This window comes from Nitratireductor sp. GZWM139, from assembly GCF_030068685.1.
Classification (GTDB): domain Bacteria; phylum Pseudomonadota; class Alphaproteobacteria; order Rhizobiales; family Rhizobiaceae; genus Nitratireductor; species Nitratireductor aquimarinus.
The window spans coordinates 94,563-116,001 of the sequence record NZ_JAMQML010000010.1 but is presented as its reverse complement, the minus strand read 5'-3'; the positions used below and the strand labels follow the sequence as shown (position 1 = coordinate 116,001).

The window sequence follows — 21,439 nt, the reverse complement described above, 5'->3', positions numbered from 1 at the left end:
GCGCGCTGCGCCGTCAAGTGTTGGCAAACGCCCTGGCCCAGCCAAGCCCCTCATCCGTGCCCGCGCGCGGCTTGTATTCCGCGCCGAAGAAACCGTCATAGCCGCCGGCGCGCATGGCGGGCAGCAGACGTTCGAAGCAGATCTCTCCCTCATCCGGTTCCGCGCGCGATGGCACTGCCGCGATCTGCACATGGCCGATGAGATCGCCATGGGCGGCAAAGCGGCGAACGAGATCTCCCTGCATGATCTGGGTGTGATAGCAGTCGAACATTATCTTGAGGTTCGATGCTCCGACGCGTCGGATGATTGCTGCCGCCTGCTCCACGCGGGAGAGGAAATAGCCCGGCACGTCATGGTGGTTGATCGGCTCGATCAGGATCGTGATTCCATGGGGTTCGGCTGCCTTGCAGGCATGGGCGAGATTGGCCGCGAACGCGGCTTCCGCCGCCTCGTCTTCCGCTACCCGGCCCGCCATGACGTGAACGGCGCGCGCACCCACTGCCGCAGCATAGGCCACCGCCTCGTCGATTGCCGCGCGGGCTTCCTCCTCGCGCCCGGGCAGGGCCGCGAGACCGAAATCTCCTTCACGGTCGCCCTTGCGGGTGTTCAACCCGAGAAGCGGGAGCCCCGTTTCCTCAAGGGCGGCGCGCAGCTCATCGGCCGGAACCGCATAGGGCCAGTGGCACTCGACGGCTCCGAAGTCGGCCGCGCGGGCCTTGCGGACCGCATCCGGCAGGGAAAGCTCTGTCCAGAGGAACCCGAGATTGGCGGAAAAACCCTGCATCAAGACCACTCCACATCGAATTTCGTCACCACCTGAGCGATCTGCTCGGATGTCAGAACGCTGGGCGAGAGCCCGCGCGTGAGAAGCGCAAGCCGCGCGGTTTCCTCCAGCTCCTCAATGGCCTGACCTGCGGCGCGCAGATCCTTGCCCGCCACGACGGGGCCGTGATTGGCCAGCATGACGGCAGAGCGCTTTCCGGCCAGTCCGCGGATCGCTTCGCCGATGGCGACATCGCCGGGGATGAAATAGGGAAGCAGCTTCACCTTGCCGAGCTGCATGATGGAATAGGCCGTGAGCGGCGGAAACAGATTGTCCGGATCGACATCCGGCAAAAGCGACCAGGCGACGGAATGCGTGGAGTGCAGATGCACGATGGCGCCTGCCCTGGAGCGCGTTTCGTAAAACGCCTCGTGCAACGGCATTTCCTTTGTCGGCTTGTCGCCATCCACATGCCGGCCCGATGCATCGAAACGGCTGAGCCGTGCCGGATCGAGCGTGCCAAGCGTTGAGCCGGTGGGCGTGACCAGAAGGCCGCCATCGCTTGTGCGGGCAGAAACATTGCCGGTCGCGCCATGGGTCAGCCCGCGCGAATGAAGCGAGGCGGCAAGCGTGCACATTTCCTCGCGGAGTCTGCTCTCTTCACTCATGCGGCTTCTCCCTTCAGCACATCAAGCGCCTTTGCGAAAAATACGTCGTCACCGAAATTGCCGGATTTCAGCGCCACGAAAACGGGGCGACCGGCGGCCTTGAGCGCGGGAACGCCCGGTGCGATCTCCGGCCCCACATCAAGTGCCAGAAGATCAAGCGCCTCCACAACGGCTCCCGATGTCTCGCCGCCGGCAACCACGAGCCGCTCGTAACCATCGGCCACGAGCTGCACGGCTGCTGCCGCGAAGAAGCCTTCAAGAGCGGATGCAACTTCCTCGCGGCCGAATGCGGCCTGCGCGGCGCGCACCACGTCCGGGTCGGCAGAGGAATAGACCAGAGGCGCAATGCCGGCGGGCTGCTCCCTGACCCATGCGACGGCTGCCTGCGGTGTCATTTCGCCGGAGAGCACGGCTTCCGGCTCGATCTTCAGGGCGGGATTTGCCGCTGCGTATTCGCCGATCTGCCGGCGTGTCTGCCCTGAGCAGGAACCGGAGAGAATGGCGGCGCGGCCGGAAGAGCCCTGCCAGCCTTCACCGCCCTGTCCCAGAAGGCCCGCATCGCGGAAGTTTGCCGGCAGGCCCAGCCCAAGGCCGGAGCCTCCCGTGACCAGCTTCATGTCGCGGACGGCAGCACCGATCTGGTGCAGATCGTCATCGGCAATCGTGTCGACAACGATGCGCGTGCGGCCATTGGCGGCCTCCTGGCGCAGCGCGCCGGCAATTGCGTCGGCTCCCTGGCGCACCGTCTGCGCGCCGACATGACCGACCGAACCAGTGGTCTGCGGGGCGAGCCAGCGACGGATATCGGCATCGCGCATCGGCGTTAACGGGTGGTGCTCCATGCCGCTTTCGCTGAGCAGACGGTCATTGACGAAGAGATGCCCCTGATAGACCGTCCGCCCCGTCGCCGGAAAGGCCGGGCAAACCACCGTCTGTTCCGCGCCAAGACGCTCCATCAGCGCGTCGATGACGGGGCCGATATTGCCTTCGGGCGTTGAATCGAATGTCGAGCAGTATTTGAAATAGATCTGCTGCGCGCCCTGCTCCAGAAGCCACTCGACAGTCTCGAGCGACTGGCGCACGGCGTCCGCCACGGGGATGGTGCGCGATTTGAGCGCGACCACGCCCGCCTCCACGGACGCGTCGGCGGGGCCATCGGGTACGCCGCAATACTGGATGGTTTTCATGCCGCTCTTGGCCAGCATGTTGGCGAGATCGGAGGAGCCGGTAAAGTCATCCCCAATACAGCCGAGCAACATTCGCATCTCCTCCATACGCAATTCCGCGTAAATGTGACAACGTATCCATAAAAGTCAATGGAGCTGACATTTCCAGATTGGGAATTGGGAGAAGACTTTCAAAGGAAGATTAAATGTCTCAATTCAATCAGCTTTTATGCCTTGAAAAGCGTGCGTTTCCAGTGTCGAGTCGCATCAATCGCTCACTGGGGTCGGTAATTTTTTGTGTATACATTAATGGGGAAGTGGGTAAGATGATCTGAAATCGAGCATCCGGAGATGTCATGAGCAGCGATCAGAAACGCCCTTTCCTGCGCTCGCGCGCCTGGTTCGACAATGCCGACAATCCAGACATGACGGCGCTCTATCTTGAGCGTTATCTGAATTTCGGCCTGTCGCAGGAAGAATTGCAATCGGGCAAGCCGATCATCGGCATCGCGCAGACCGGCTCCGATCTCTCGCCCTGCAATCGTCATCACATCGAGCTGGCGAAGCGGGTTCGCGAGGGCATTCGTGAAGCCGGCGGCATTGCCATCGAGTTTCCGGTGCACCCGATACAGGAAACCGGCAAGCGCCCCACCGCATCGCTCGACCGCAATCTCGCCTATCTGAGCCTTGTGGAAGTGCTTTATGGCTATCCGCTCGACGGCGTTGTTCTGACCATTGGCTGCGACAAGACCACGCCCGCACTTTTGATGGCGGCGGCGACGGTCAACATTCCAGCCATCGCGCTTTCGGTCGGCCCAATGCTGAACGGCTGGTTCCGGGGCGAGCGCACGGGCTCGGGTACAATCGTCTGGAAGGCGCGCGAGATGATGGCCGCAGGCGAGATCGACTATGAGGGTTTTGTGCGCCTTGTCGCCTCTTCCGCCCCATCGACCGGCTATTGCAACACGATGGGCACGGCGACCACGATGAACTCGCTGGCGGAAGCGCTGGGCATGCAGCTGCCGGGCTCCGCCGCCATTCCCGCACCCTATCGCGACCGGCAGGAAGTGGCCTGGCGCACGGGCCTGCGCATCGTCGACATGGTGCATGAAGACCTGAAGCCAAGCGATGTGATGACGCGCGAGGCGTTTCTCAACGCGATCCGGGTCAATTCCGCAATCGGGGGGTCGACCAATGCGCCGATCCATCTGACGGCCATTGCGCGCCATCTGGGCGTCGAACTCTCCATTGATGACTGGCAGACCCATGGCGAGACAGTGCCGCTCCTGGTGAATTTGCAGCCAGCGGGTGAGTATCTGGGCGAGGACTATTACCATGCGGGCGGTGTGCCGGCGGTGGTGAACCAGCTCATGTCCGCAGGGCTGATCCATGAGGATGCCAAGACGGTCAATGGCAAGACCATTGGCGAGAATTGCGGCACGGCGGCCATTGCCGATGAAAAGGTGATCCGTCCCTTCGACAACCCGCTCCGGGAAAATGCGGGCTTCCGCGTTTTGAAGGGAAACCTGTTCGGCTCCGCGATCATGAAACTGTCGGTCATCTCCGACGAGTTCCGCGAGCGCTATCTCTCCAACCCTGACGACCCGATGGCGTTTGAAGGACGCGCCATCGTGTTTGACGGGCCTGAGGACTATCACGCGCGCATTGATGACCCTGCAATGGACATCGATGAAAACAGCGTCCTGTTCATGCGTGGCGCAGGCCCGATCGGCTATCCGGGTGCGGCGGAAGTGGTGAACATGCGCGCGCCCGATTACCTGATCAAGCGCGGCGTGACCTCCCTGCCCTGTGTGGGTGATGGCCGCCAGTCGGGCACCTCGGGTTCTCCCTCCATCCTGAACGCATCGCCGGAAGCGGCCGCCAATGGCGGGCTTGCGATCCTGAAAACAGGCGACCGCGTGCGCATCGACCTGAACAAATGCACCGCGGACATGCTTTTGCCGGAGGATGAACTCGACAGGCGTCGCACGGAGCTTGAGAAAGCCGGAGGCTATGCCTACCCGGCGCATCAAACACCCTGGCAGGAAATCCAGCGCGGCATGGTTGCGCAGCTGGATGCCGGAATGGTGCTTGAGCCGGCCGTAAATTATCAGCGTCTCGCGCAGGGCGGCAAGGATGGCAAAATGCCTCCCGTGCCACGCGACAATCACTAGGGGCAAGACCGGCACATGAAGATCTGTTTGCGGAGAGCCAAAACGCCTGTATCTGGCAGCGAACATCTGCCAACCATGACAGGCGCACCGACAGGTTTGCGGCACGGAAGGCATTGAGGGAGGGAGCTCTGAGCAAGACCGAAGGCAAGAAGGCGGCGACCGCAAAGCAGGCACCCGGGAACAGGGCCGCTGAAACGGCTGTTGCCGTTTCGCGCCCGCGCCCCAGCCTGCAGGGGATCGGCAAGATGCCGGCGCGCGACCGCGCCTATCACGAGCTGAAATTCCGCATTCTCGAAGGCCGGCTACCGCCGGGCACCACGCTTCTGGAAACGGAAGTGGCCAGCCTTCTTTCGCTCAGCCGCACGCCCGTGCGCGAAGCGCTGATTCGGCTAGAGGAAGAAGGGCTGGTCGATGTGCGGCCCCGCCACGGGATCACGGTCAAGGCGCTGACGGTCGATGAAATCGAGCAGATCTATCAGGTCTTTTCAGCGCTCGAGGTGAAGGCGGCGCAGCTGACAGCGCGGCGTGGCATCAGCGCCGAAGATCACAAGCGGCTGGATGGCATCCTCACCCAGATGGAACGCGCCTCGCAGCGTGGCGACATTGAAAGCTGGTCGGAGCTTGATGACGAGTTCCACTCGGAACTGGTGGGGCTGTGTGGCAACCCGCGCCTGCTCTCCATGCTGAGGCAGCTTTGGGACATGCAGTATCACGCCCGCCGGGCAATCACGAAGCTGCGTCCGCTGCCGCTCGTCTCCGACCGCGAGCACCGGGCAATTCTCGACGCCATCGCGGCGGGGAATGCGGAGGAAGCGACCCGGCTGCATCAGGCGCACCGCGACCGCGCCGACCAGCAATTGCTGTCGCTTCTGCGCCAGCGGGGCACGACACCGACAGAGCTTTAAACCGTCTTTGCGGCCAGTGAGGCCAGAACCGGGACTTAAGACGTTCAGAAACAATGTATACATTGTGATTTGCCGATGTCTGTGCCAAGACAGTCAGCGGAACGAAATGAGGAGGGGCATTTCATGAACCACATCGATCTTGAGGGAAAAAGAGCGATCATCACCGGCGGTGCTCAGGGCATTGGACTGGCGACGGCGGAGCGCTTTATCGAAAGCGGTGCGGAGGTGATCCTCTGGGACATCAATGCCGACATGCTGGACAAGGCCGTGGCGGAACTGGGGGAGAAGGCCTCCGGTCGCGTGGTGGAACTGACCGAGGAAGATGCGGTGACCGAAGCTGCACGGCAGGCCGGCGCGATTGACATACTCGTCAACAATGCCGGCATCACGGGCGGCAACGGCAAGACCTGGGAGCTTGCGTCCGATGTGTGGCGGCGCACGGTGGAGGTCAATCTTGTCGCGCCCTACCTCACCTGCCGGGCGCTGATACCGGGCATGATCGAGCGTGGCTATGGCCGCATCGTCAACATTGCTTCCATCGCCGGCAAGGAAGGCAACCCCAACGCCTCGCATTATTCGGCCTCCAAGGCCGGGCTGATCGGGCTCACCAAATCGCTGGGCAAGGAACTGGCCAAGACGGGCGTTATCGTGAACTGCCTGACGCCGGCGGCCGCCCGCACCCCGATCTTCGACCAGATGAGCCAGGAGCATATCGATTACATGCTCTCGAAAATTCCATTGGAGCGCTTTCTCGAACCGGCGGAAGCGGCGGCAATGATCGCCTGGCTTGCCTCGGCAGAGTGCTCCTTCACAACCGGCGGCGTGTTCGATATTTCCGGCGGACGCGCGGTCTACTGATCCGAGATAAATACAGAGGAACGATGACATGAAGCTGTTGCGTTATGGCCCTGCAGGGCAGGAAAAGCCGGGCATGCTCGCGGCGGACGGTACGCTGCGCGATCTTTCCGGCACTGTTGCCGACATTGCCGGCGACGTCATTTCGCCAGAGGGGCTGGAGCGCCTGCGCGCTATCGATCCGCAGTCCCTGCCTGTGGTTGAGGGAGAGCCGCGCCTTGGCCCATGCGTGGCCGGTCTGCAGAAGATCGTGTGCATCGGTCTCAACTATTCCGACCATGCAGCCGAAACCGGCGCTGAGCCGCCGGAAGAGCCGATCATCTTCGCCAAGGCGCTCAACGCGCTGTGCGGCCCCAATGACGATGTGGAAATGCCGCGTGGCTCCACGGCGCTCGACTGGGAGGTGGAGCTGGCCGTGATCATCGGCAAGAAGACGAAATATGTGAGCGAGGCGGATGCGATGGATCACGTCGCCGGTTTCGCGATCATGAACGACGTCTCGGAGCGGAATTTCCAGACCAAGCGCTCCGGCCAGTGGACCAAGGGCAAGAGCCATGACACGTTCGGCCCGCTCGGGCCCTGGCTTGTCACGCGCGACGAAGTGGCCGACCCGCACAATCTCGACATGTGGCTGGATGTGAATGGCGAGCGCCGTCAGACGGGCAATTCGAACACGCTGATCTTCAACGTGCCCTACGTGATTGCCTACCTCTCGCAGTTCATGACGCTGATGCCCGGCGACGTGATTTCCACCGGCACGCCGCCCGGCGTGGGCATGGGCATGAAGCCACCGCAATATCTGAAGCCCGGCGACGTGATGACGCTTTCCATCACCGGTCTCGGCGAACAGCGCCAGACAGTCGTTCAGGCCTGATTACAGGAAGTGGAGCCCGCCATGAGCATCAGGAATGTCACCCTCATCGGCACCGGCATCATGGGCGCGCCCATGGCGCGCAACATTGCCGCGGCGGGCTTCAACCTGACCGTCTGGAACCGCACCCGCGCCAAGGCGGAGCCGCTTGCGGATGTCGCAACGGTTGCGGACGACCCGCAGACGGCCGTGGCGCAGGCTGACGCCATCGTGACGATGGTCGACAACTCGCCCATCGTCACCGAGATCTATTTTGGCGGGAACGGCATTGCGGAGCGTGCGCCGAAAGGTGCGCTTTTCATCGACATGTCGTCGATCCAGCCAGCGGTCGCCCGCGATCATGCGCAGATGCTCTCCCAAAGCGGGCACAGACATCTGGATGCGCCCGTATCGGGCGGTGAGAAAGGGGCCATCGAAGCAACGCTTGCCATCATGGCGGGCGGCGATGTTGGAGACTTCGCCGATGCGGAGAAACTGCTCTCCTCCATGGGGCGGGCAACCCATGTGGGCACGCACGGGGCCGGTCAGGTTGCGAAACTCGCCAATCAGGCAATCGTGGCTGTCACCATTGGCGCGATTGCCGAAGCATCTCTTCTGGCGCAGGAAGGTGGATGTGACCCGGCTGCACTGCGCGATGCTCTGATGGGCGGCTTTGCCACCTCACGCATTCTGGAACTGCATGGAGAGCGGATGCTGGAGCGCAACTTCATACCCGGCGGCCCGCTTGAACTGCATCTCAAGGATCTCGAAAACGCGCTCGAAGTGGCCGATGCGGCCAGGCTGAAGCTGCCGCTCACGGAACAGACGCGCGACGCGTTTCGCGCACTTGTTCACGACATGAAGATGGGCCGACACGACCATGCGGCCTATCTGCTGTGGCTTGAGGCGATCAATCCCGGAAAGCGGCTCGGCAGCGGCGAGACGAAGGCCCCGCCGCTCAAGGGCTGAGCGTGATCAGGCCCGGCTGTTCTCGGGAGCCGCACGCACTTCGGGCACGGGAAAGATCAGGTCATACGCCCAGTTGAAAACGAAAGCGTAGACCAGATAGAAAAGCGCGAAAGAGGCGTTGACGAAGAGCGCCTCCACCATGGGAACGCCGAGAAGTGCTGCCGTGAATGGCATCAGGACGACCAGAAGGCCACCCTCGAACAGAACGGCGTGAACGACGCGCATTGGCACCGTTTTGCGGACACTGCCGGTGAAACGGCGCAGCGCATGGTCGAAACCCAGATTGTAAATATAGTTCCACGCCGTGGCGACCGTGGCGCTGACGACCACGACGATGCCCATCTCGAACATGGGCTTGCCGAAAAGCCACGAGGCGATTGGCGTGACGATGAGAAGGGCGATCAGCTCGAAACTGACGGCGTGGCGAATACGGTCTGCGGCAGTGCGCATCTTGCTCCCCGTTGGTACTCGGGCCGTCCCGAAATGGTTCCCGGAATGGGGGAGGTCGTCCTCGCTTCGGCGTGCAATATAGGAAGCGTGTCGCACAACGCAAGGATGGTTTCAGATTACTCGCCCGGCAGGGCCGCCGGGCACAGGCCGGAGGCCTGAAACAGGCCGTGACCGAACACCGGATCGCGCCCTTCAGCCCCGAGATCCAGCGCTGTTTCCGCGAGGATTGCCTTCACCGCCCGATGGTCGAGGCTTTGATCCTGACGTTTGAGCATGGCCGCTGCTGCGGTGACGAAGGGGGCTGCGAAGGAGGTCCCGGTCTTGGGACGTGCGCCGGAAACCGAAGCGGCGGTCCAGACCTGCACGCCGGGGGCGGCAAAATCGATGTGGTCGCCCTGCCCTGCCCGGCGATAAACGCGCTTTGCGCGGTCCACTGCCGTGACCGCGATGACCGTGTCATACGCTGCGGGATAGACCGGCTTCGCGCGCGGTCCGTTGTTGCCGGCGGATGCAACGACGACGACGCCCTTTTGCGCCGCCTCGTTGACGATCCGCTCGACCACTTCATTGGCCGCGCCTGCCAGGCTGAGATTGAGCACTGCGACCTCCTGGTCGACCACCGCATCGATGGCGGCGATCAGGTGATAGGCGTCGGCCCGTTCGTCGCCCGCCTTGCGGTAAAACGGATCGGCGGCGACGAGTTTCGCGCCATTGAGGAGCCCCGGCGACCGGCTTTCGCCGGAACCGATCAGGATCGCCGCGACCGCCGTTCCGTGCTGACGGCCTGAATCGGAGCCGCCCGACACTTCCATCTGGACGAACTCGATCTCGCCGCCGTCGAAGGTGGTGTGCTCGGGGTTGATGCCGGTGTCGACAATGCCGACGCGAACAGGGCTCGCACAGGCGGGATCCTGCCCGCCGGGCTCGACCCATCCGACCAGCGCCCTGTCGGGACAGTGCGGACCTTCGCAACCGATGAGCCCGGCGCCATCTGCACCACCGCGTGAAGACGGGCGATAGTGATGATTAAGATCGAGCAGGGCATCGGGCCTGAGTGCGCGTACGGTATCGCGGGCTGCATCGAGCGATTGTTCCGCCGGGATGCGCAGCCGGTATAGCGTTGCCGTGAGTGACAGGAGGTCGATCTGTTCCAGGACGGCGAAGCCATCGTCGACGAGCGCCTCTATGTCTCCCTGGCTCAGTCCCAGCGCGATGACCTCACGGTCGGCGTGGATGGCGGGGGGCGGTGCGGCGCGCCGGGCAGCGGGCCTGCTGCGGCGCGGTGCGCTCTTGCGGGGATTGAGGCGCTGTTTCAGCGCTTCGAAGAGTGTCTTGCCGGAAGAGCCCGAGCGCCGGGACGACCCGGATGAACCGCCGGAGGAGCTTCCGCTGAAGCTCGTTCCCCCGCTGCTGCCGCCGCCTCCACCGCCGCCGTTGTCATCATCGTCATCATCATCGTCGTCGTCATCATCGTCATCGTCGGCAAATGCATAGCCGGCCGGGTCATTCACCAGCACGGGCGCGATCGCCATGGGCAATCCCAAAAGCGCGATGAACAATAGACGGACGAAGCAGCGATAGCTGTGTTTTGCGTTCATGAACCCTTCCATTCGACGCCTCATTAGCATTTTTTGGAATGCAGGCGAATAAACGGGCGAGCCCAACGTTTATTCCACATCATTCACGGAGAAGGCGCCCGGACCGGAACATGAAATCCACCTTTGCGGATGAAATCGTCGACCTTTTGCCGAACCTGCGACGTTATGCTTTCGTGCTGAGCCGCTCGCTGGACGTGGCCGACGATCTTGTGCAGCAGACCTGCGAGAAAGCCTTTGCGAGCCGGAGCAGCTATGCCCAGGGCACGAACCTTTCCGCGTGGCTGATACGCATTATGCGCAACACCTGGATTGACCGGGTGCGGCGCGACAGGACGCGCGGCGAAAGCGTGGACATTGTCGACCGGCCCGATGCGATTTTCACCGATGGTGCGCATGACACGGAAACGCATCTGATGCTCGGCAATGTGGCGAGTGCGCTGCAGGAACTGCCGGCGGACCAGCGCGAGATCATCATGATGATCTGCGTGGAGGAGCTCTCCTACAAGGAAGCTGCCGCCGCGCTTGGCATTCCCATCGGCACGGTCATGAGCCGGCTTGCCCGCGCCCGGACCACGCTCGCCGGAAAACTTGATCTAAACTGACAGGGCCGCATGACCTTTTGCGACAGGACAGAACACGATGCATGAAGAAAAATTCACCGATGAAGTTCTGATGGCCTATGCCGATGGCGAGCTCGATGCGAAGACCCGCCTTGAGGTTGAAGACGCCATCGGGCGGGACACTGCGCTCGCGGAGCGCGTGGACCTGTTCATGAAGACGCGCGCGTTACTGGCGGGCACATTCGGAACGGCAAAAGTTTCCGTGCCAGACGATCTTGAAGCGCGTGTGCGACAGATGGCTGGCGCTGCGGAGATGGAAGAATTCACTTCCGGAGCGGAGGTGCTTCCCTTCAGGCAAAGGAGCGCCCCGCGCCAACAGGGGTTCGCGCAGCGCCATGCCCTGCCCATCGCAGCTTCTCTGGCGATGGTTGCGGGCGGGTTGCTTGGTTACATGGCCGCCGGTCAGCCCGAACGGGCGGGCGGCATCGAGATTGCGGGCCTTGCAGACGACCGGATCGTGGAAGCGCTGAACGTATCGCCGTCGGGCGAGACAAGGCAACTTGGCGAGGATGCGCGTTTCGAGGCGATTGCCACTTATCGCGATGGCGCGGACACGCTTTGCCGGGAATTCGAGGTCAGTGCGCGTGGCACATCTCATGTGGCTGTCGCCTGTCAGGAAAACGATGCCTGGCAGCTGCGCTTTGCGGCCTCGCAGGTGGATGTGAACGGCGATTTCGTTCCCGCGTCTTCGCTGGAAGCGCTGGACGCGTTTCTCATGGCCACCAGGGCCGGTGCGCCGCTTTCGGCCGAGGACGAGAGCGCGGCGCTTTCCACACTGCGCTGACGCGTCCCGGCGGACTTCCGTTTCGGATCACGCTAATATGATTGGGATCGCGGAGCCGCGATACCTAGATGAGGCTCCGCAGGCACCGTGTTTCGACGCGATGCCGAGACCGATCACCATTGAACGATCAGGAAGCCGGAGCTGCCGATGAACTACAGGAAGACCGAAGAAGCCTTGGCCCGCCTCAGCCCGGAGCAATATTACGTGACGCAGCAAAGCGGCACGGAACGCCCTGGCACCGGCGAGCACCTGAACAACAAAGAACCGGGCATCTACGTCGACATCGTTTCGGGCGAACCGCTTTTCGCAAGCAGCGACAAATATGAGTCCGGCTGTGGCTGGCCGAGCTTCACCAAACCCATCGCGCCGGCCAATGTCAGCGAGCTGCGGGACACGACCCACGGCATGATCCGCACGGAAGTGCGCTCCACGCATGGCGACAGCCATCTTGGCCATGTCTTCGAGGATGGCCCGCGAGACCGTGGCGGTCTGCGCTATTGCATCAATTCGGCGGCACTGCGCTTCATTCATCGCGATGCGATGGAAGCGGAAGGTTACGGAGACTATCTCGATCAGGTGGAGGATGTGCAATGACTGAACGCGCTGTTCTGGCTGGCGGCTGTTTCTGGGGCATGCAGGACCTCATCCGCAAGCTGCCCGGCATTGTCAGCACCCGTGTGGGATACACCGGAGGCGACGTGCCGAACGCCACATACCGCAACCATGGAACCCATGCGGAAGGGATTGAAATCACCTTTGATCCCGACAAGACGAGCTATCGCCGGCTGCTGGAGTTCTTCTTCCAGATCCATGACCCGACCACGGCAAACCGGCAGGGCAATGATGTCGGCATGTCCTATCGCTCGGCGATCTACTATGTAAGCGACGAGCAGAAGCGCGTGGCCGAAGAGACCATTGCCGATGTGAACGCCTCCGGCCTGTGGCCGGGCAAGGTGGTGACGGAACTGGAGCCGGTTGGCGATTTCTGGGAAGCAGAGCCCGAGCATCAGGATTATCTCGAGCGCTATCCCAATGGCTATACCTGCCATTTCCCGCGCCCCGACTGGGTGCTGCCACGGCGCGACGCGGCGGAATAGAACGCCGGATCAGGCGCAGATATCTGACCGAAACGACAAAGATGAACTCCCTCCGGAAAAAATCCGGGGGGAGTTTTTTCATATGCGGCAAGGGTTTCAGCGGACCCGGGAGAAATAAAATCAATGCCGATGGAATAGATCCAATTCCCTCACGTTTTCCGACACCAGAGACGGCTTTCTGACAGTTTTACGACAGTTTTCTGACAGAGGCCGTGACCAACAAATGAGGAAAACAATGCTGGAAACATTCGCATTCGGTGACACCCCAATCCGCTTTGGCATCGACGTCGTGTCGATGACGATCCTGGTCTTCGGCCTTTACTACCGGCGCTACCGCGACAAGGAACTGGTGACGGCGGCATCGCTGTTCAACATCTTTGCCTTTGGCGTTCTTTCCATTCTCTCGGCTGTCGAATTCTCGCTGGCCGCCGGCTTTGGCCTCTTCGCGATCCTGGCGCTCTTCACCCTGCGTTCGGAGCAGATCTCCAAGGTGGAAATCACCTATTTCTTCGGCTCGGTCTCCATCGCCGTGATCTGCGCCATTCCCGGAACGCCTCTGGCCATCGTGCTTGCCGTTGTCGCGCTTGTGCTTCTGGGCGCTTACATCCTCGATCACCCGGCCATCCTGCGCTCGTCCGACGGTGTGAAGATCACGCTCGACAAGATCGATCACGAAGCGCTTTCGCAGCCTGAGAAGATGCGCCGCGACCTCTCCGAGCGCCTTGGCGTGGACGTGATGTCCTACCAGATCACCGCGCTCGACTACATCAACGACATGGCCCGGATGAACGTGTTCTTCCGCAAGCCCCGGCATTGACCTGCCGGGAAGGAGACACTCCAATGGATCATTCCATCACAAATGAACTGACCGGCTTCCGCCCGATCTCGCTTGAGGGACTGAACGGCAAGGCCGCCATGCTGGAACGGCTGGACAACAAGTATATCGTCCCGGCCAACCGGCTCCGCCCCGCGCTGCACGCCTTTTCGGACCTGTTCGACGTGCTCGAAATCGACGGCATCCGCGCGTTCACTTATGCCACCCGTTATTATGATGATGACGATCTGCGCAGCTATTACGACCACCATCAGGGGCGTCGCAAACGCTGCAAGGTGCGGGTGCGCGATTACGTGGACACTGGCCTCAGCTATCTGGAAGTGAAGCTGAAGAGCAAACGGCAGATTACGGTCAAAAAACGCCTGAAGCTGCAGGAACCCGGTTCGGGCCTCGACCACTCCGGTGAAAGTTTCATCGATACGTGCCACCGCGAGATCTATGACAGCCCCTTCGACCGGCCTTTGGCCCCGGTGATCGAGATGCAGTATATGCGCATCACGCTGGTGGCCAAGGAGGGCGGCGAGCGCATGACCATTGACACGCAGCTCTCGTTCAAGGCTGGCGATGTGCGCCGCCTTGTGCGGCCCGATATCTCCATCGTGGAAACGAAGTCGGCGCGCGGCAACGGCATCGCCGATGCGATTTTCCGGGGACTGCACGTCCACCCGACAAAACGCTGCTCAAAATACTGCGTGGGCATGGCCGCGACGGGCCAGGTGGAGCGGCACAACCGCTTCCTGCCCGCGCTGCGTCGCTTGCAGCTTCTCGACGGCCGGGCCCTGAGCCCCGCCTGAGCTTCAACTCTGCCATCGAAAGGAGAGGACCATGCGTACGCATGTCAGCCCCGCTTTGCCTGAATCCGGCTATATGGCGAGCCTCGCGAAAGCCAGGTCGGACCTCAGAGACCTTGCTCCGTTTCTCGGACGTCTTTTCATCGCCCTGTCCTTCGTCGCTGCGGCGATGGCCTATGCGCTGGTGCGCGCCCAGAATGGCGGCAATCCCGAATTCGCGCTGTGGATCGCCACGGCCGCCGGCTTCGGCGCGTATATGGCGCTCAATATCGGCGCAAATGATGTCGCCAACAATATCGGCCCCGTGGTCGGCGCAAGGGTGATCCCGCTTGCAGGCGCGCTCATCATGGCGGCGGTGTTCGAGTTTGGCGGCGCGCTTATTGCCGGCGGCCAGGTCATCAGCACCGTGCGCGGCGGCATCGTTATGCCGGAGGCGCTTGCTGACCGGAACGTCTATGTCTGGGTGATGATGGCCGCACTTCTGGCTGCGGCGCTCTGGCTGAACCTCGCCACCGTTTTCGGCGCGCCCGTCTCCACGACCCATTCCATCGTGGGTGGCGTGATGGGCGGCGGCATTGCGGCAGCGGGCCTTTCGGCCGTTGACTGGTCGGTGATGGCCAACATCGCCGCAAGCTGGATCATCTCCCCGCTTCTGGGCGGCCTGTTTGCTGCGCTGTTTCTCTATGCGATCAAGCGCTTCGTGACCTATGAGCCGCAGGTGCTGAAGGCCGCGCAGAGGATTGTGCCGCTTCTCGTGGCCGCCATGACCTGGTCGTTCGGCACCTATCTGATCCTCAAGGGGTTCAAGAAGGTGTGGTCCGCGAGCCTGCTTGAGGCGACCATGGCCAGCGCGCTCATCGCTCTTGTGGCATGGGCTGTCTCCCGCTTCCTGATCGCACGCCGGCTGCCAAAACTTCAGAATGACAAATCCGCGGTGAACCAGCTTCTGGCCCTGCCGCTCATCTTCTCGGCAGCGCTTTTGAGCTTCGCGCACGGCTCCAATGACGTGGCAAACGCGATCGGGCCACTGGCCGGTATCTATGATGTGTTGACCAATGACGCGATGCAGGAAAAGGCCATCATTCCGTTCTGGGTCATGGGGCTCGGCGCTGCCGGCCTCGCCATCGGCCTCCTGCTGTTCGGCCCCCGCGTCATCCAGACCGTGGGTGGGGAGCTGACCAGGCTGGACGCGATGCGCGCCTACTGCATCGCCATGGCGGCAACCATCACCGTGATCACGGCCAGCCAGCTTGGCCTGCCGGTCTCCACGACCCATGTGACCGTGGGCGCGGTGCTTGGCGTGGGCTTTCTGCGGGAGTGGCTGAAGCGCCGCTATGCGCGGATCGTCAGCGATATCCGCACACTGCATGCCGGTCGTGATGAGGCGGAATGCGACGCTTTCATCGCCCGCATGCAGGCAAGCCCCTTCGCGCAGCGCAGGGCCATGATCGATGGGCTGCGCAGGGAACATGCGCAAAGGCAGTCTGACGCCAGCGTGTGCGGCAGCACTGCGGCAACCGACCGGGGAGAAGCTCTCGTGAACCGGGCGCTGATGACCAAGGTTCTGTCGGCCTGGATCATAACCGTTCCGCTGACGGCGCTCATCTCCGCCGTGATCTACTTCACCCTTCGCGGGATCATGCTGTGAGGCAGCGGGCGCTCCGGAAAATCCGGGGCGCCCCTGCCGTCTGCCAGAAGCATTTCCGCCAGAAATGAGGTCTGAACCTTGAGAACCATTCTTTTGACACCCCTCCTCGCCCTCGCCACCACGCTTGCAGTCAATGCCGAGCCGATGTCGGCGCGGGTTCTCGATCATCGGGTGATGCCCGAAATCGATGTGAACGGCGAGACGATGGCCGAGTTATCCGGCCTCGCTTACGACCCGCAGACGCAGACCGTTTACGCGGTTTCCGACCGGGCCACGCTGTTCAGTCTCGCCTTTTCGACCGATGGCGAGACGATTACGGCCCTTGAGCCGCAGGCGGCTGCGGCGCTGACCGACGCAGATGGCAATGCGCTTGCCGAACAGGGGTTCGGGCCGGAAGCGCTGATGCTACGACCAGATGAAACGGGCGCTCTGAATTTCGCGATCCTGAGCGAAAGCGGACCGCGCGCCGCACTTTTCAAGCGTGACGGGGGATGGCTGGCAGAGATCGAGCTGCCATCGGCGGTGCGTGACAGCAGCCGACAGGCGGGCAAGAACCGCGGCCTTGAATCCATAGCCCATCACCCGGAGCTTGGCCTTGTGACCCTGCCCGAAGAACCGTTTGAGCCCGCGCCGCGCACCGCGCACACGCTTTATGCGGAAGGTGGCGAAACGCTCTCGTGGTCGAGCGAGGATATCGGCGCGTCGCGGGTGAAGGCGATGACGGCGCTGCCCGATGGCAGACTTTTGGTGCTGGAGCGCATCAAGGAAGACAAGGCGCTCGTTCCCTATCTGCGGCTTGTCGACCCTGCGGTCTGCGCGGCCGACACCTTATGCAAAACGCAGGCGGTTCGGCTTGATGTTCCTGGTGTCGACGATGCGGATTTCGAAGGCATTGTCGCGGTCTCGCCGTCACTCTTTCTGCTGGTCAGCGATGACAGGATCAAGAAGGAGCAACGCTCGGTGTTCGCGCTGGTGGACGTGACGTTTCCGGCCATGCCCTGAATGAAAACGGCCCGAAAACCTCCTGGGGCTTTCGGGCCCGTAAATCTCTGAACTGCGTCAGAAATTACTGCTTCTGGTACGCGTTGGTGAACCAGGTGGAGACGTCCGGCATTTCCTCAAGGCGCTTGCCGTCGGCATCGCGCATGACGCCCGCCTCGAACATGAACTTCGTGATGTTGCCGAACATGTCCGCATCGATGAGGCCGACCGGTTCGCCTTCGTCCTGCAGGTAGCCGCCATCCACGATGGCCTGCATGGAAGCGCGGACCAGCTCCGGGTTGGACAGCATGCCGCCGGTCTCGGCGATCAGCATTTCGGCTGCCTCTTCCGGGTTCTCGGCAGCAAAGGCATAGCCGCGCTGAGCCGCTTCAACGAAAGCGTGCGCGGTCTCCGGGTTGGCCTTCAGCCAGGTTCCGTTGCCGCCGAGATAGGTGGTGTGCTGATCCGGAACGCCGTAATCGGCATAGCGGAATGCGCGCTGCGGGCGGTCGAGGAGCACGGAGTTCACACCTTCCCAGGTGCTGACCTCAAGCGTGAAATCGACCGTGCCGTTGGCAAGCGCCTCATAGGCAGAGGTGCCGAGCGTGACGGTCTCGAATTCGCCCTTGCCGCCATCGTTCTGGATGATGGTGGAGATGAGGGCCTGCTCCCATGCGCTGCCGAAACCGGCATAGGTCATGCCATCGAGATCGGCCGGGCGCTGGATGTCTTCACGCTCGCCGTTGAAGACGAGACGGCCCGTCTCGTGCTGCATCACCGCCATGACCACCGTGAGGTCGGCGCCCGTGGCGCGCTGGCTGTAGAAACCGATGGAGCTGAGAATGCCGAATTCGGCAACGCCCGTGGCGACCAGCGTGCCGGAGGACGTGTCGGTGTAGGGCAGGATTTCGACATCAAGGCCGGCATCCTTGAACCAGCCCTTAGCCTGGGCGACGTAGAGCCCCACATGGTTGGTGTTGGGCGTCCAGTCCAGCGCGACGCTCAGGCGTTCCTGCGCCGTTGCCGGCAGCGCCATCGCGCCGAGCATCAGGGCTGCGGCTATCAGGCTCTTCATGGTCTTTCTCCTGTCTGACTGAGCAAGGTGTTCAAAAGATCTTCTTCCAGCGCGCGGGCTTCGTCCGGCAGGGGCGCGCCAAGGCGCGGGCGCGGGGCGCGGACGACGACTTCGGAAATCACGCGGGCGGGACGGCGCGACAGCACATAGATGCGGTCTGAAAGGGCCACTGCTTCGCGCACGTCATGGGTCACGAGCAGCGTGGTCCAGCGTGCAGCGCGCCAGCGGTCTTCCAGCCAGCGCTGCATCTGCGCGCGGGTGAGTGCGTCGAGCGCGCCAAAGGGTTCATCGAGAAGCTGGATCGGGCGGGCCTGAATGACCGTGCGCAGAAGGGCTGCGCGCTGACGCATGCCGCCCGAGAGTTCCGCCGGATAGCGCTGCTCAAAGCCTTCCAGCCCGAATTCGGCGAATAGCGGCAGCGCGCGGGCGCGCGCCTCGGCGCGGGGCACACCCTGCACTTCCAGCCCCAGAATGACGTTGTCGATGATGCGTCGCCAGGGCATCAGCGCGTCGCGCTGCGGCATGAAGGCGAAGGTCTGGCCATCGCGCTTCAGCGGCGCGCCATCGCGCAGGATCTCGCCGCGATCCGGCGCAAGCGCGCCGGTGAGCAGGCGAAACAGGGTGGACTTGCCTGCTCCCGAAGGGCCGAGAATGGAGACGAACTCCCCCTGCCCCACATGCAGCGACACATCGTCGAGCACGGCGGTTTCGCCAAGCATCACGCCCACATTGCGCATTTCGAGGGCGCTCATCGTGTTTGCCCCGCTTCACGCCAGCGCAGCAGCGCGCGTTGCAGAAGCGCCGAGACGCCGAAGAGCACCAGCGTCAGCGTGGAGCTGACCACGACCGCTGCCAGCATGAGATCCGGGCGAAAGCTGTTCTTGGCGTTGAGAATGACAATGCCGAGCCCGGCGCGCGCGCCGACATATTCGGAGAAGATCGCGGCGACCACGGCATAGGTGATGGAGATCCGCAGGCCGGCGAAGAAATAGGGCATGGCCGAGGGAAAACGCGCCGCCCGGAACACTTTCCACCGCGACGCGCCCATGGAGCGCATCAGCGTTTCGATTTCGGGATCGGTGGATTCGTAGCCATCGACCAGCGCCACCAGCATGGGAAAGAAGGTGACGAGCGCCACGAGCAGGATTTTCGGTGTGAGACCGAAACCGAACCACAGGACGGCCAGCGGCGCGATGGCCACCAGCGGCAGGGTCTGGCTGACGACAAAGATCGGGAACAGCGCCCGCCGCAGCTTCGGCAGGAAATCGAGCGCCACCGAGAGGGCAAAGGCGATGCTGACGGAGAAGGCAAAGCCGGTCAGCGTCGCGCTCAGCGTCGGCAGCGTGTTCTCCCACAGGAGGGCGCGGTTGACGCCCATCTGTTCGATGACGCGCGAAGGCGCAGGCAGAACCAGCGGCGAAATGCCCGACAGCCGCACATAGATTTCCCAAAGGAGGATTGCACCGGCAACGCTTGCCAGGGCAGGCAAGCCGCGCACCAGCCGTCCGCCCGCAGGACGGGGCCGACCCTGAGACATGGGGTCAGGCCGTGGAGGGGCTGTTGGCGGAAACGGTCAAATCGACCGTCACATGGCCTTCGGGCGGACCAAACCGGCAAAAAGCCTGTTCGAGCGTTGCGAAAACTGGGCCTGCATCGCCGGTGAGACGGCTGCAGAAATTCTTGGAACGATCGAAGACGCCGCTCGACTTCAGGAAGTCGATGCAGCCCATGATCTCCGCCATGTGATCGCCGGCGCCCATCACGTAAAGCGAGAACTGCGCGCGTGCGATTTCCGACGTGGTCTTGGCATTGGCCACTGCTGCAAGCGCCGCCTTCTGCCGTTCGGCGAGCGGCTCCGACGGATTGGCGAGTGCAGAGGTGCTGCAGATCGGATCGTCGGGCTCGCCGGGGCAGCCGCGCGATAGCGTGGCGCGCAGCACCACATGATGGCGGGTGGATGCGGCGGCGACATAGAAATCGCGCAGCGCCGGAAACAGCACTTCGGGCGGGCCGACGACGAGCGTGGAGATATCGTCGGTCTCGATCCGCAACCGGTCCCGGTAAGGATCGAACGCGGAGAGCGACGACATGATGACGTCGACGAAATTGTCGGTCATCGGATAAAGGGAAAGCTGCGCACCTGCGAACATGATTGTCCTCCTTGCTCCGCTGGCATTACCCAGATCAGCTTCTAGGGCCCGAGGATTTGCACCCTCATCTCAGCCGCGGCGATACGCGGCACCCCTGTGGATGCGCGGAACGAACCAAATCCCGAGACGGAAAGCAAGTTGATTGTGCAGGAACTGTTTGGTCGGAGAACAAATGTACAGCTTTCCCACAGGCGTGGTGCGCCGGTGGGCTGAACGCCCCCGTCAGGCGGGGCAGGTAACCGTCACATCGGCCTGACGGAGCGCTTCGGACAGGTCTTCCGGCGGCATACTGTCGACGATCAGCGAATCGACTTCGGCAAAGGAGCAGACGCGCACCAGCCCCTTCCGGCCGAACTTGGAAGCATCGGTCACGACAACCCGGCGGCGACCACGCGCCAGAACCGCATTGCCGAACTGCGCCTCCTCCAGATCGTAATCCATGATGCCGGTCATCGCGTTCACCGCGCCGGCGGAAATGATGGCGTGATCAACGCTGAAACGGCTGACGAACTCGATGGCGGAAAAGCCGAGCGCGGAGCCACTGTCGCTGCGCAACTCCCCGCCGGCCATGTAGACCTTGTTGCCATTGACGGTCGCCAGCGTGCGGGCAATGTCGGATGAGTTGGTAACGACGGTCAACTGCCGGTGGTCCAGCAGCGCGCGCGCCAGAAGGCTGGTGGTGGTGCCCGTGTCGAGCATCACGGACTCGCCATCGCGGATCGTCGCGGCGGCCAGTGCGGCGATGGTCTCCTTGGCCTGCCGGTTCTCCCGCATGCGCCGCTCGAACGGCGCTTCGCTGACCACGGACGGCAAGGCGATGGCGCCATGCATGCGCACGATGGCGCCGCGCCCGGCGAGCGCCTTCACATCGCGGCGAACGGTTTCCACCGACACCTCCAGATGCTGCGCCAGATCATTGACGCCCATTGTGCCCTGCTCTGTCAGAAGATCCAGAATCCGACCATGGCGGGGGGAATAGTTCATCTGCGTTGCCCTTACCGGTTATGCCCGTTTATGCCCTATCATGACTGATTTGAAATTCAAGAAGATGCAAATCGGT

The 21,439-nt window shown here is 62.6% G+C and carries 23 protein-coding genes and 1 riboswitch; of the genes, 13 read left to right on the top strand and 10 right to left on the bottom strand.

Annotated features, from left to right (window positions below; all coding sequences use genetic code 11):
- Nucleotides 1-13: 13 nt before the first annotated feature.
- The 3 genes from NDI72_RS13820 to otnK are packed head-to-tail and all read right to left on the bottom strand — an operon-like array spanning nt 14 to nt 2,690.
- Nucleotides 14-784: a hydroxypyruvate isomerase family protein gene (locus NDI72_RS13820; protein ID WP_283800734.1), complete on the bottom strand. Its 771-nt coding sequence runs from the start codon at nt 782-784 to the stop codon at nt 14-16.
- On the bottom strand, nt 784-1,431 hold the full coding sequence (otnC, locus tag NDI72_RS13815; RefSeq protein ID WP_113156913.1) for a 3-oxo-tetronate 4-phosphate decarboxylase: 648 nt from the start codon (nt 1,429-1,431) through the stop codon (nt 784-786). Before otnC ends, NDI72_RS13820 begins: the two co-directional genes overlap by 1 nt.
- Complete coding sequence (gene otnK / locus NDI72_RS13810; protein ID WP_283800733.1) at nt 1,428-2,690, bottom strand: 3-oxo-tetronate kinase; 1,263 nt, start codon at nt 2,688-2,690, stop codon at nt 1,428-1,430. The genes otnC and otnK overlap by 4 nt, the downstream gene beginning before the upstream one ends.
- 263 nt (nt 2,691-2,953) lie before the next feature.
- Here otnK and NDI72_RS13805 point away from each other — a divergent pair, with 263 nt between their 5' ends.
- The 5 genes from NDI72_RS13805 (at nt 2,954) to NDI72_RS13785 (ending at nt 8,350) form a co-directional block, all read left to right on the top strand.
- On the top strand, nt 2,954-4,771 hold the full coding sequence (locus tag NDI72_RS13805; protein WP_283800732.1) for an IlvD/Edd family dehydratase: 1,818 nt from the start codon (nt 2,954-2,956) through the stop codon (nt 4,769-4,771).
- A 113-nt stretch (nt 4,772-4,884) separates the two neighbouring features.
- Complete coding sequence (locus NDI72_RS13800) at nt 4,885-5,676, top strand: GntR family transcriptional regulator (RefSeq protein WP_113156910.1); 792 nt, start codon at nt 4,885-4,887, stop codon at nt 5,674-5,676.
- Nucleotides 5,677-5,799: 123 nt separating this feature from the next.
- Nucleotides 5,800-6,534 (top strand): SDR family NAD(P)-dependent oxidoreductase, encoded by a 735-nt coding sequence (locus NDI72_RS13795; protein WP_283800731.1) that lies wholly within the window; start codon nt 5,800-5,802, stop codon nt 6,532-6,534.
- A gap of 28 nt (nt 6,535-6,562) precedes the next feature.
- Complete coding sequence (locus tag NDI72_RS13790; RefSeq protein ID WP_283800730.1) at nt 6,563-7,405, top strand: fumarylacetoacetate hydrolase family protein; 843 nt, start codon at nt 6,563-6,565, stop codon at nt 7,403-7,405.
- A gap of 21 nt (nt 7,406-7,426) precedes the next feature.
- Complete coding sequence (locus NDI72_RS13785; RefSeq protein ID WP_206544858.1) at nt 7,427-8,350, top strand: NAD(P)-dependent oxidoreductase; 924 nt, start codon at nt 7,427-7,429, stop codon at nt 8,348-8,350.
- Between the two features lie 6 nt (nt 8,351-8,356).
- On the opposite strand, the gene NDI72_RS13780 is transcribed toward NDI72_RS13785, so the two are convergent.
- Both NDI72_RS13780 and NDI72_RS13775 read right to left on the bottom strand, forming a co-directional pair.
- A complete protein-coding gene (locus NDI72_RS13780; RefSeq protein ID WP_283800729.1) occupies nt 8,357-8,800 on the bottom strand; it encodes a PACE efflux transporter in 444 nt (147 codons plus the stop codon).
- A 116-nt stretch (nt 8,801-8,916) separates the two neighbouring features.
- The gene (locus tag NDI72_RS13775; protein ID WP_283800728.1) at nt 8,917-10,398 is read right to left on the bottom strand and encodes a S8 family serine peptidase; all 1,482 of its coding nucleotides are present in this window, start codon (nt 10,396-10,398) and stop codon (nt 8,917-8,919) included.
- A gap of 110 nt (nt 10,399-10,508) precedes the next feature.
- On the opposite strand from NDI72_RS13775, the gene NDI72_RS13770 reads away from it, so the two are divergent.
- The 8 genes from NDI72_RS13770 to NDI72_RS13735 all read left to right on the top strand — a co-directional run bounded on the left by NDI72_RS13770 (nt 10,509) and on the right by NDI72_RS13735 (nt 17,175).
- Nucleotides 10,509-11,000, top strand: a complete 492-nt coding sequence (locus tag NDI72_RS13770; RefSeq protein ID WP_113156905.1) for an RNA polymerase sigma factor — start codon at nt 10,509-10,511, stop codon at nt 10,998-11,000.
- A gap of 37 nt (nt 11,001-11,037) precedes the next feature.
- On the top strand, nt 11,038-11,802 hold the full coding sequence (locus NDI72_RS13765) for an anti-sigma factor family protein (RefSeq protein ID WP_283800727.1): 765 nt from the start codon (nt 11,038-11,040) through the stop codon (nt 11,800-11,802).
- A 147-nt stretch (nt 11,803-11,949) separates the two neighbouring features.
- Nucleotides 11,950-12,396 carry a peptide-methionine (R)-S-oxide reductase MsrB gene (msrB, locus tag NDI72_RS13760; protein ID WP_113156903.1) on the top strand — a complete coding sequence of 149 codons (447 nt, stop codon included), beginning with the start codon at nt 11,950-11,952 and terminating at the stop codon, nt 12,394-12,396.
- Entirely contained in the window at nt 12,393-12,899 is a 507-nt protein-coding gene (gene msrA, locus NDI72_RS13755; protein ID WP_206544863.1) for a peptide-methionine (S)-S-oxide reductase MsrA, read from the top strand. Before msrB ends, msrA begins: the two co-directional genes overlap by 4 nt.
- A 235-nt stretch (nt 12,900-13,134) precedes the next feature.
- Nucleotides 13,135-13,716 carry a DUF4956 domain-containing protein gene (locus tag NDI72_RS13750; protein WP_113156901.1) on the top strand — a complete coding sequence of 194 codons (582 nt, stop codon included), beginning with the start codon at nt 13,135-13,137 and terminating at the stop codon, nt 13,714-13,716.
- 23 nt (nt 13,717-13,739) lie between these two features.
- Nucleotides 13,740-14,528, top strand: coding sequence for a polyphosphate polymerase domain-containing protein (locus NDI72_RS13745; RefSeq protein WP_113156900.1), 789 nt, complete (start codon nt 13,740-13,742; stop codon nt 14,526-14,528).
- Nucleotides 14,529-14,559: 31 nt separating this feature from the next.
- Nucleotides 14,560-16,173, top strand: coding sequence for an inorganic phosphate transporter (locus NDI72_RS13740; protein WP_283800726.1), 1,614 nt, complete (start codon nt 14,560-14,562; stop codon nt 16,171-16,173).
- A gap of 78 nt (nt 16,174-16,251) precedes the next feature.
- Complete coding sequence (locus NDI72_RS13735) at nt 16,252-17,175, top strand: esterase-like activity of phytase family protein (protein ID WP_283800725.1); 924 nt, start codon at nt 16,252-16,254, stop codon at nt 17,173-17,175.
- Nucleotides 17,176-17,239: 64 nt separating this feature from the next.
- Here NDI72_RS13735 and NDI72_RS13730 read toward each other — a convergent pair whose 3' ends face one another.
- The 5 genes from NDI72_RS13730 to NDI72_RS13710 form a co-directional block, all read right to left on the bottom strand.
- Nucleotides 17,240-18,229 (bottom strand): ABC transporter substrate-binding protein, encoded by a 990-nt coding sequence (locus NDI72_RS13730; RefSeq protein WP_283800724.1) that lies wholly within the window; start codon nt 18,227-18,229, stop codon nt 17,240-17,242.
- Nucleotides 18,226-18,981, bottom strand: a complete 756-nt coding sequence (locus tag NDI72_RS13725) for an ABC transporter ATP-binding protein (protein WP_283800723.1) — start codon at nt 18,979-18,981, stop codon at nt 18,226-18,228. The genes NDI72_RS13730 and NDI72_RS13725 overlap by 4 nt, the downstream gene beginning before the upstream one ends.
- Complete coding sequence (locus NDI72_RS13720) at nt 18,978-19,766, bottom strand: ABC transporter permease (RefSeq protein WP_113156895.1); 789 nt, start codon at nt 19,764-19,766, stop codon at nt 18,978-18,980. The genes NDI72_RS13725 and NDI72_RS13720 overlap by 4 nt, the downstream gene beginning before the upstream one ends.
- Before the next feature lie 4 nt (nt 19,767-19,770).
- Entirely contained in the window at nt 19,771-20,379 is a 609-nt protein-coding gene (locus NDI72_RS13715) for a YkoF family thiamine/hydroxymethylpyrimidine-binding protein (protein WP_113156894.1), read from the bottom strand.
- Nucleotides 20,373-20,485: riboswitch (TPP riboswitch) on the bottom strand. It overlaps the preceding gene by 7 nt.
- A 116-nt stretch (nt 20,486-20,601) precedes the next feature.
- Entirely contained in the window at nt 20,602-21,363 is a 762-nt protein-coding gene (locus NDI72_RS13710; RefSeq protein WP_283800722.1) for a DeoR/GlpR family DNA-binding transcription regulator, read from the bottom strand.
- Nucleotides 21,364-21,439 lie beyond the last annotated feature (76 nt).

Bases quoted from the DNA above. Each gene is read 5' to 3' on its own strand.
- NDI72_RS13780 (WP_283800729.1), bottom strand. From the start codon at position 8,800: ATGCGCACTGCCGCAGACCGTATTCGCCACGCCGTCAGTTTCGAGCTG.
- NDI72_RS13745 (WP_113156900.1), top strand. From the start codon at position 13,740: ATGGATCATTCCATCACAAATGAACTGACCGGCTTCCGCCCGATCTCG.
- NDI72_RS13765 (WP_283800727.1), top strand. From the start codon at position 11,038: ATGCATGAAGAAAAATTCACCGATGAAGTTCTGATGGCCTATGCCGAT.
- NDI72_RS13720 (WP_113156895.1), bottom strand. From the start codon at position 19,766: ATGTCTCAGGGTCGGCCCCGTCCTGCGGGCGGACGGCTGGTGCGCGGC.
- NDI72_RS13820 (WP_283800734.1), bottom strand. From the start codon at position 784: ATGCAGGGTTTTTCCGCCAATCTCGGGTTCCTCTGGACAGAGCTTTCC.
- NDI72_RS13785 (WP_206544858.1), top strand. From the start codon at position 7,427: ATGAGCATCAGGAATGTCACCCTCATCGGCACCGGCATCATGGGCGCG.
- otnC (WP_113156913.1), bottom strand. From the start codon at position 1,431: ATGAGTGAAGAGAGCAGACTCCGCGAGGAAATGTGCACGCTTGCCGCC.
- NDI72_RS13725 (WP_283800723.1), bottom strand. From the start codon at position 18,981: ATGAGCGCCCTCGAAATGCGCAATGTGGGCGTGATGCTTGGCGAAACC.
- NDI72_RS13790 (WP_283800730.1), top strand. From the start codon at position 6,563: ATGAAGCTGTTGCGTTATGGCCCTGCAGGGCAGGAAAAGCCGGGCATG.
- NDI72_RS13730 (WP_283800724.1), bottom strand. From the start codon at position 18,229: ATGAAGAGCCTGATAGCCGCAGCCCTGATGCTCGGCGCGATGGCGCTG.
- NDI72_RS13775 (WP_283800728.1), bottom strand. From the start codon at position 10,398: ATGAACGCAAAACACAGCTATCGCTGCTTCGTCCGTCTATTGTTCATC.
- NDI72_RS13805 (WP_283800732.1), top strand. From the start codon at position 2,954: ATGAGCAGCGATCAGAAACGCCCTTTCCTGCGCTCGCGCGCCTGGTTC.
- NDI72_RS13740 (WP_283800726.1), top strand. From the start codon at position 14,560: ATGCGTACGCATGTCAGCCCCGCTTTGCCTGAATCCGGCTATATGGCG.
- NDI72_RS13715 (WP_113156894.1), bottom strand. From the start codon at position 20,379: ATGTTCGCAGGTGCGCAGCTTTCCCTTTATCCGATGACCGACAATTTC.
- msrB (WP_113156903.1), top strand. From the start codon at position 11,950: ATGAACTACAGGAAGACCGAAGAAGCCTTGGCCCGCCTCAGCCCGGAG.
- msrA (WP_206544863.1), top strand. From the start codon at position 12,393: ATGACTGAACGCGCTGTTCTGGCTGGCGGCTGTTTCTGGGGCATGCAG.
- NDI72_RS13770 (WP_113156905.1), top strand. From the start codon at position 10,509: ATGAAATCCACCTTTGCGGATGAAATCGTCGACCTTTTGCCGAACCTG.
- NDI72_RS13795 (WP_283800731.1), top strand. From the start codon at position 5,800: ATGAACCACATCGATCTTGAGGGAAAAAGAGCGATCATCACCGGCGGT.
- NDI72_RS13710 (WP_283800722.1), bottom strand. From the start codon at position 21,363: ATGAACTATTCCCCCCGCCATGGTCGGATTCTGGATCTTCTGACAGAG.
- otnK (WP_283800733.1), bottom strand. From the start codon at position 2,690: ATGTTGCTCGGCTGTATTGGGGATGACTTTACCGGCTCCTCCGATCTC.
- NDI72_RS13750 (WP_113156901.1), top strand. From the start codon at position 13,135: ATGCTGGAAACATTCGCATTCGGTGACACCCCAATCCGCTTTGGCATC.